7 protein-coding genes are annotated in these 8,435 nt (G+C 57.3%); 4 read left to right on the top strand and 3 right to left on the bottom strand.

Features of this window, described 5'->3' with window-relative positions:
- Positions 1–241: 241 nt before the first annotated feature.
- The 3 genes from N5A93_RS17885 to N5A93_RS17875 are packed head-to-tail and all read right to left on the bottom strand — an operon-like array spanning position 242 to position 3,581.
- Positions 242–1,663, bottom strand: a complete 1,422-nt coding sequence (locus tag N5A93_RS17885) for a phospholipase effector Tle1 domain-containing protein (RefSeq protein ID WP_268956456.1) — start codon at positions 1,661–1,663, stop codon at positions 242–244.
- Between the two features lie 3 nt (positions 1,664–1,666).
- Positions 1,667–2,275: an SLATT domain-containing protein gene (locus N5A93_RS17880; protein ID WP_268956455.1), complete on the bottom strand. Its 609-nt coding sequence runs from the start codon at positions 2,273–2,275 to the stop codon at positions 1,667–1,669.
- Positions 2,256–3,581 (bottom strand): SMODS domain-containing nucleotidyltransferase, encoded by a 1,326-nt coding sequence (locus tag N5A93_RS17875; protein ID WP_268956454.1) that lies wholly within the window; start codon positions 3,579–3,581, stop codon positions 2,256–2,258. Before N5A93_RS17875 ends, N5A93_RS17880 begins: the two co-directional genes overlap by 20 nt.
- 420 nt (positions 3,582–4,001) lie before the next feature.
- On the opposite strand from N5A93_RS17875, the gene N5A93_RS17870 reads away from it, so the two are divergent.
- From N5A93_RS17870 to N5A93_RS19595, 4 genes are all read left to right on the top strand, one after another.
- Positions 4,002–4,394, top strand: a complete 393-nt coding sequence (locus N5A93_RS17870; RefSeq protein WP_268956453.1) for an MbcA/ParS/Xre antitoxin family protein — start codon at positions 4,002–4,004, stop codon at positions 4,392–4,394.
- A complete protein-coding gene (locus N5A93_RS17865; protein WP_268956452.1) occupies positions 4,387–5,121 on the top strand; it encodes an RES family NAD+ phosphorylase in 735 nt (244 codons plus the stop codon). Before N5A93_RS17870 ends, N5A93_RS17865 begins: the two co-directional genes overlap by 8 nt.
- 734 nt (positions 5,122–5,855) lie before the next feature.
- Entirely contained in the window at positions 5,856–6,785 is a 930-nt protein-coding gene (locus N5A93_RS17860) for a DUF2493 domain-containing protein (protein WP_268956451.1), read from the top strand.
- Positions 6,786–6,887: 102 nt separating this feature from the next.
- Positions 6,888–8,093 (top strand): SH3 domain-containing protein, encoded by a 1,206-nt coding sequence (locus N5A93_RS19595; RefSeq protein ID WP_440590580.1) that lies wholly within the window; start codon positions 6,888–6,890, stop codon positions 8,091–8,093.
- The last annotated feature ends 342 nt before the right edge of the window (positions 8,094–8,435 follow it).

Here is an 8,435-nt window from a genome sequence, read left to right as displayed (position 1 = left end):
CCGACGCGGCGACGATGATCGCCGCACAGTGAACGAGCAACACCAGCTATGAAGAAGCAGGTGGACGCCAGTTCCTACACCACTCCTCGGGGCACTACCTGCTGCGCAGAGCGTGATCTCAGGGGGCTCCTTTCGCGCGGCACTATGGTCTTCTCTCACTTGCTGTTCCTAATGCGATGTGGTCAGTCCAACATTAAGGTGCGCCGAAAGAGTTGTTGCGGAAAAGGCCCGAAGACGCATTTTACGTCTCATAGAAACGCTTTAGATCGCGTCGCTTGCTCAGCTGTTGCGGTCGGTATGGTTTGACTTCTCCGAATTGAGCGACCGCGGTCGCCTGCATGCGTTCTTGTACGGATGGGTGGAGAGGGAAATCGTCGCCGACTTCTCGGATTCCTTTTTTCCATGGGATGCTGACTGGTCCGAACGCCAAGATCGCGTCCTCGCGGTGCTGCAGGCCCAAAGGGTCAGGAGCGCGGTTAAGGTAGTTTTCGTTGATTTTGATTGAAGGCACACACTCCTTCAACTCATCGACCATCCAGTCTAGGGCTATATCACTAAGACGGGATTCGGCCTCGGGGTAGCTGCCACCGATGTCGCTGTGACAACCGGGGAACCAGACCTGCTTGAGCCAAGCCGGTTCTCGGTTCTTGGTCTCAATAGCGGCTTTTTGGGACGCCCATCCAACTCGCGGGAAGTCTGCGCGGTCTTCGTCGATCGCCATTGCGTGGCGGGCGTGGTTTACGTCGGGATCCAGCCACATGTCGTAGTTGCGCTTGTTCCAAGCGGCGAAATGCCCTGTCTTCAGAATCTGCGGCCAGTCTGTAGGGCGCAATATCTTCAATTTGCGATCAGGATCATCCGAGAAATACTTGAAATTATCCAGCAGAAGAGAGCCGAGCTGCCACATGAGCGCGCCGAGTAAGAAACCGAGAGGGACGACCAGAAGCAATGACCACCCTAGCACAAGCCCGGCGACGAAGGCGGCACCGGTTGCAAACGTAATGCCCCAGACCAGAGTGCGCACGACTGCCGTCCGCAATGATGCCACCGTATCGAAAACCCCGATGAAGGTCGGCTGGACGTTGCCTTGGTTGTCATCACCCTCCTGCGGGGTACTCGAATACTTCTGGCGAAACCTGCGACCAAGCTCTTCGCGGTGCTTGAAGTACGGGTTCTGCCCGCGAGGCTTTCCGGCACCGTGGTTATAGACGAACTTCACTGCATCCTTGGCGATCTTGCGCAAACCGGGCCCGTGGCGCGGGACGGGTTCGCCATCGGGCATTTGTGTTGGGATACCGCAAAGGTTCATGACATTCGCCAGTGCCCTCACCGTGTACGCCCCGCGCGAAAAGCCGAACAGTAGCACACGGTCACCGGGCTCATAATGGGCGATGATCTGTTCATAGCAATCGATGATATTGTGATCGATGCCGGTGCCGACTGCGCTTTCAAGGATAGGCTTGACGCGGCCAAAGAGTCCCCCGCTTTCGCCCGTGCCCAACCCAGGATCGTAAAAGGCGACTTGATCCTTTGGGTTAATTGGTGAGTCTGGGCCAGGACGCATGGCGCGATACATCTTGTAGACGTTCGAAAGGCGTTGGTCCGGCCGAGACCCGCCCATTTGCCCGGTTCCATCGGAAAAAATACAGATATTCTTTGTCATTATTTACCTTTTGCCTTCAGCCTGATTGACTTCTGTCTGTTTAGGCCGTCCGCCGGATCGCTTTAGCGAGAGCGGAAGAAAACAGTCTATCTCGTCAGCTGTAAAGGTCATGTCTTCCATCTCCTTCAGCCGTCTTTGGGCCTCCTCGTAGGCTTTTCCGTCAGTTTGAGGTGCGCCTTCATAGAGGGCTGCAAGCATGGCCTGTAACTCGTTCCGACGCTCAACTGCGGCTTCATGTGGCAGTCTCGGCAGATCGGTTAGCAGTGAGAGGTAGCATTCTCGGACGTTCCAGAGCTTCGCAGCTGCGTCACGATGTTTTTGAGCGATAGCACCAGGGTCGAAGTTCTTCAGATAGGCCGCCACAAATAGTGTCATAAATGAAATGCCGACAGTCGCGATCTCGACCCATAATTCTTCTCCCACCACGACTCCGATCGCCCCTGCACTCGTCAGTGCTGACAGGGTGATTTGCACAATCTTGTACCTGCGAAGTGTATCGGCACACCGATCGGCCATACGTTCGTGGGTTTTGTGGGTATAGACTACCCGTCCGAAGCATTCACGGACCTGATCCTCGAACGCGATATCGTAATCAGGCGGCATAGTCTTCATCCTCGGCATCCCGGACACGAATCGGAACCCGGACGGTGTCACGCGCAACGACCACGCCCCGACTGACCGCGTAGCATTCTACGAGGTGATCACCACGGAAATTAGTGGTCTCTCGGCGCTCACCGCGACCTTCATCGCGCAGGATCTGTCCCCGGATCATGTCTCGACGCTCGGCTTCTTCGCCACGGTTCAAGACCTTCCAGAACATCTCGGTATCGTCGGGAAGATCGGTTGCATCTGCGATGAAGAATCGAAGGCTCTTCTTCGGCAGCAGGACGCCATGCCGCTCCAAGAGGTCACGGAGCATCCCCGGCCGGAATCCATCCTGCGTCACTTCGCAGTTGATGCGAAGGTGGTGTCGAATATCGACCGGAAATCTGTCTTCGACGAACTGCTCAGTATCTTTGAAGACATTTGCAAATGCCGCGGCCACTCCCGCAGCACTACTTGCCGGTGCTGGGTAGGCGTTCCCGAACACATCCCGCCATTTCTGGCGCTCATTCTTCTGTCCGCTCGCGTCGATGGCTTTCACACATAGATCGTATGCCTTCTTCGCCTTCCGCTCGAACCGCTTCTTGACACGAACGCGTTGACGACTGCCAAGAGCTGCATACTCGGATTGCTTGGGCTGATCAGCCAGGAACTTGAAGAAATCCCGGCACATGTAATCGTAGTAGTGGAAGCTTTTGGTATCGTATTCGTCGGTTGACTCGAGGAATTTGTAGGCGAGAGTGTCGATCAGAAGGCCGCCCATGGCGACGCCCTGCTTGTTCTTCCAGGCGCGCGCTATCTTGCACAAGTGGCGAAGGTTTCGGTTCTTGCGCTCATTGGCTTCTCTCATTTCATCGAGTTCAGCCTGCGGCTTGGTAATCTTCCACGACCCACCTTTTGCGTTGTCAGGGTACTTGTAGCTCCCATCAGCCAGCTTGAAGGCCGGCATCACTTCGATGTGGAAATCGTTGTACAGCACGCGGACAACCAAACGATCCACCTTGACAGTTGTCGAAGGGTATCGCCTCTTGATCGCATCCCTAGCATCATGAAGAAGCCTATGTTGGCCCCCTTCCTTGTAGGTGTCCCACTTCCCGGCGGGCATGATGTAAATCATGTCCAGGTCGGAAATGCCCTTGATCGCCGTCCAGCGGCCATAGGAGCCAACCTGAAGGCTGTTAGCCGTTTTTGACTCTGTGTCGCGAAACTCCTTGTTAAGAGAAGCGGTGACTTCGCCGTATCGCAAGGCAATCGTCGCGGCATTGTCGATCTTGATATTATCGAGAAAGGTCTTGAAGTCGTCTGAGATGCCCATTGAAGCCTCACGATTTTTTGCCCTCAATGGGCGATTAGATGGTTGGTTTGGTCAGCCGCTTTGCCCTATCCGGTCGTTATTTCTCACGGACGGTGATCTTCGGATTTGACTTGCCGTGCTTCGCGGTGACAAATCGACCACTGATGGCGCTTCGATAGCTGCCGCCGGTTGACCCGCTCTTCCCGCGAGCTTCTTTCACGGTTGTTCGCGGGTGCGACTTCCCATGCGCCTGAGTAACATAGCGTCCTGATTTTGCGCTTCGGTAGCTACCGCCAACCTTTCTTTTCCCTGCCACTGCACTGCTCCTTTTTGTTGCATCTTCGCCAATTTGGACTAAAGTAAGATTTGAGTCCTCATATGGACAGTCTACATAGGGACTCTTTTGGACGTCAAGTCCAAAAGCGGATAATAGGAGGATCAATGCAACCACATATAGGTTCTGCGCTTCAACCCGGCGCGGACGACATCAGGATTCCAGCCATTATGGATGCTTTTTCGAGACTTGCCGAAGACTGGGGGCTCTCGACTGATGAGCAAATAACGCTGCTTGGCTCGCCAGGGCGCTCGACGTTCTTCAAGTGGAAGAAATCCGGGGGAAACCTTCCGCATGATACTATCGAACGCATCTCTCACCTACTCGGCATCTACAAGTCTCTGCAAATTGTGTTGCCGAACCCTGAAGCGGCGGATGGGTGGATAAAAAAGCCGAACGCGTTTTTTGATGATCGAAGCGCACTCGACGTGATGCTTGGTGGTAACGTTGTCGATATTTACAAAGTAAGAGAATATCTTGATGCACAACGCGGTGGATGACTTCGACGTAAAGCAGATCAATGGCGTTTTCTATGTGCTTATCCCGTCTCGATTTCCACCTGTGCCGCTATATCAGCGCATCGCGGGTGGGCGCGACGACCAGGTCGCGGCTGTCGCAGAGCTTCATAACCCCCGTGTTATGGAAAAGCAGCGCCTGCTAGGGCAAGGGTGTGTGACCGCAGATGATGTGTCTCCACGTTTTCAGAACTGGAACCATGCCCCGTTCGCCTATTCGAATCCGGAAGGTAGTTGGTTCTTCGACCGGTTCGTACGGTGCCTAGAGATGTCGCAAGACAAACAGACAGCCTTGGCGGTCTCGGTTGCGAAAAGAGCGCTGTTCCTTAGCCGCACGGCGGAAGCTCCAATCGGGCTAGACATGCGGATGCTAAGCCGAAAGGTGTCTGGCGCGTTCCTAGACCTACGAGCGGTGCCTGTTGAGCTTTCTCAATCAGAACGGCGTAAACTTGGACAGTTGCTTTGGGAGCGCGCCAAGACCGAAGGTTTGTCAGGCGTGCTATTCCGGTCATCCGAACGACCAAGCGGCACTCGCATTTGCGTGCTCGATGGCAATGTGCTTGACCGTGCAATTCAAGGTGAGCACTTCAGGTATTCATGGGATGGTGAAAAGGTTTCGTCGCTTTATGCTTTCGACAACTCTGGAGGTGACCAGGACAATTCGATCGATCCCCGCGCCCTTGGCCAAGACGAAGATATTCTGGCGGCTTAGCATTGGTCATTTTTGTCCCCAAGCTGGCTGAAGGCTGTCGAGTTGATCCACTTTCAAATAGTGAGCGCTTCCGTGCCGCTAATTAGCGAATGATTGTTTCCGCTCCATCCTGCCGGACGTCCCATATATGAAATAACGTTTCCGACGCGGCCGCTTCTTAGAAGCGGCATGGCTTGATCATTGACCTGAGTCCCAGCCTTGCGGCCTCCCCAGCTCGGCTTCGCGTGTCGCAGGGGAGAACGGCCCTTCGGTCCGTCGCGCATTCGGCCATGCGGCCTCACCGCGGCGTTGCACCCAGGCCCTCGGTTTGCCCGCCTCGCGAGCGCGTCTCTCCCTGGCCGCTCCGCCGGATTGCGCTCTGGTCTGTTTTGCGGGGCAAAACGATCCCGCCGCTCCATCCGCCTCCCGCGTCCGGTCAGTCCGTTTGCCTGCTCGGGTCGGGCAAACCTACCGTCAAAACACACACACATGAGTGCGGAAGCATATCCTCCGGATGGCCCCCAAATCAGCCCGCGTCAAGGATCGCAAAACTTTTCGGCGAGGGCGGGGCCCGTGGCGCGGTGCGGTCCCGTGCGTGAGGGTGCGCATGTGTCCGGTGCTGCGCGCGGAAAACTTTTGCGCCCGGCAAGCCGGCGGCTGCGCCGTCCCTGACCCGGGCAGATTCGGAAACCAGGCATTCGGCCATGCCCCCACACTCACGTGGTGGCCTTGGAACCGAACACTGGAGACCAGACATGGCTTATGACACTGCGAACACCTACGAGACCATCGAGCTTTTCGGGCTGACCGAGAAGGACGCGCAGCTGCCGATCCCGGAGGATCACATCCTGACCGACCGCATCATCCGCGAGAGCTTCGAGGCTTTGCTCGGTCAGCTACGCGGGACCGGGCTTGAAGCCGAAATCGAACCGCTGGCCCATGGGCTCGCCACGATCCTGCAGCGCCGCAAGGTGGCACTCGGCAAGGAGGTCGACCGCACCGCCGACAAGATCGGCGCGCTGACAAAATCCCATGACGGATCGGAGATCGCCGAGACCGCGCTCGAAGAAGCGCAGGCGCGCTTCCTGCAGTTGCGCGAGATTGTCGGCGCCATCGAGGTGATGAGCGAGGCGGCGGCGGAATGCTACGAGGTCGAAACGGGCCACGCCTTCATCCCGGCAGCCGGGTCGCGCGCAAGCGTCAGGGCGCAAGAGACCGGGGCGGTCTTCGAGGCGCGGCAGCTCCTCGAGCAGCACGACCGTGAAACCGCCGAGAAGTCGAAAGTCGAGGGGGTGCCCCTGATCGTCTCAGGCGCCACCGACTGGACCGATGTCGATGTGATCTTCAACACGCTCGACAAGGTTCGCGAACGGATCAAGCAGAACCGCAACCAGGAGATCTTCCTCTGCCACAAGGGTGGCAAGCACGGGGCGGAGATGATTGCGGCCCGGTGGGCGCGCGCACGGGGTGTCGCACAGGCGCGCTTCGATCCTCGCTGGTCCGCGCATGGGCGTGCGGCACCGTTCAAGTGCAACGACGAAATGCTGGACGACAAGTTCGCGGCGACGGGGGTTGTCCTTTTCGGCGGCAACGGGGTCGCGCTGAACCTCGGGCAGAAGGCGGAAGCGAAAGGCCTGACGGTCATGCGGGTTGCGGACCCTGCGAAGAAGACCGCGGATACGTGAACATAGAGGGTCGCCTTCGGGCGGCCCTTTCGTCGTTTCTCAAATGTTTGCGAACCTCAGGGGTGTCGCAGCGAACTCCAGCAACGGGTAGAAAAAGTCTGGATGACTGCAACACGGCCGATGTGGTTTTGGGAATGGCTGGATGGTATCTCGATGCAATCACAGCTTATTGTGGCCGTGCGGCAGAAGACATTTGTTGCGCAGCTGAACACCCGAACAGGTTTTTCCTCGATGCCTTTTTCTCCGGAACGCACCAAAGAGATCCAATCACGCATTGATGCGCGTTTGCGGTCCGGGCAGGCAAACGATTGGGAAGTGTCTTTTCTCACAAACATGGCTGAACGGTTTGAGCGTCACGGGACGGAGACTCGCCTGAGCAAAGCTCAGTACGCCAGCCTGCACAAAGTCCTGAAACTGAAAGGGGAAAAACCGGCCCAGACAAGGGCAGCTGCCGACGACGGCACTTCGAAACCAGCACCAAAGCGCAGCGCCAGAGCCGTCCAGGCGAGACCCCGTTCGATCTCCGTGAGCCGCGCAATCACCGCACCTCGGCGTGCCGTGCGCAAGGCTCAACGCCAAATCATGGTGCCGTTGGTGATCGCTGTCGGGTTCTTCGCATTGGTTGGATCATTGTTTGAGACATCGAATTCGCGATCCACGCCCTACATTCCGTCAGCAATTCCCACATCGCAAACGACAAACACCACTTACGTCTATGTGACAGGGACACGTGTCAACCAACGTTCTGAGCCGTCTACCGCGAACGCTGTGATGGGCGTCTTGAGCGAAGGGACTCGCGTCGAAATGCTTCGCGATGAAGGGCAATGGACCCAAATTCGGTCTAACTTGGGAGTGGGCTGGATGTCTTCCAGTTTCCTATCGCCGGTCGCGCCACCTGCAGAGCGACCCGCCTCGCAAGACCGGTCGCTTCGAGCCAGCGATGTGCGGATCATTGATGGTGATACGATTGATATTCGAGGCATGACAGCGAACGTGCGTCTCGTCGGGTTTAACGCGCCTGAGACATGGAGACCATCCTGCACTGCAGAGCGCCAGGTCGGGGAACGGGCAACAGCGCGTCTTGGTCAATTGGTGCGGGGTGCGGCGTCAATTGAATTTGAGCGCGTGGCCTGTTCCTGCCGGCCCGGGACTGAAGGCACGGATCGATGCAATTTCGGGCGGCTTTGTGGCTCGTTGTTCGTTGACGGTCGGGACGTGGGCAGTACGCTCATTGCTGAAGGTTTGGCCGTGCCATACCGATGTGGCCGCACCAGCTGTCCCCCACCCCCTCAACCCTGGTGCCGATAGCAGGGGCACTCACCCAACACAGACGACGAATCTTCGCGCGCGGCTGAACGCTGACCCGCTGTGTGGTGCGCGTGACGGATCATTATCCAGATGCATTGGATCAGAACGAACCAAGCCACCTCAGACCGGTATCGACGGGTGCGAACGCGACTGCAAAGTGGCGGCACAAATTCGGGTCTCTCCTTTTTGCTCATAGATGTGGATCGCACGGGGTCGGCCCGTCCGTGCCCTCAGCTCACGCTTCGGCAAGCACAAATACGGCTTCCACGGCTGGCCGCGGACCCTCCGCATTTGCGCTTGCGACCGGGCCTCTTGCCCCCGTGCCGGGTGATCCCCATCGCA

The organism is Roseovarius salincola (genome assembly GCF_026891095.1).
GTDB classification, from domain to species: Bacteria; Pseudomonadota; Alphaproteobacteria; order Rhodobacterales; family Rhodobacteraceae; genus Roseovarius; species Roseovarius salincola.
Note: the sequence above shows the minus strand (reverse complement) of the source record. Positions and strands in the feature narration are given on the sequence as shown.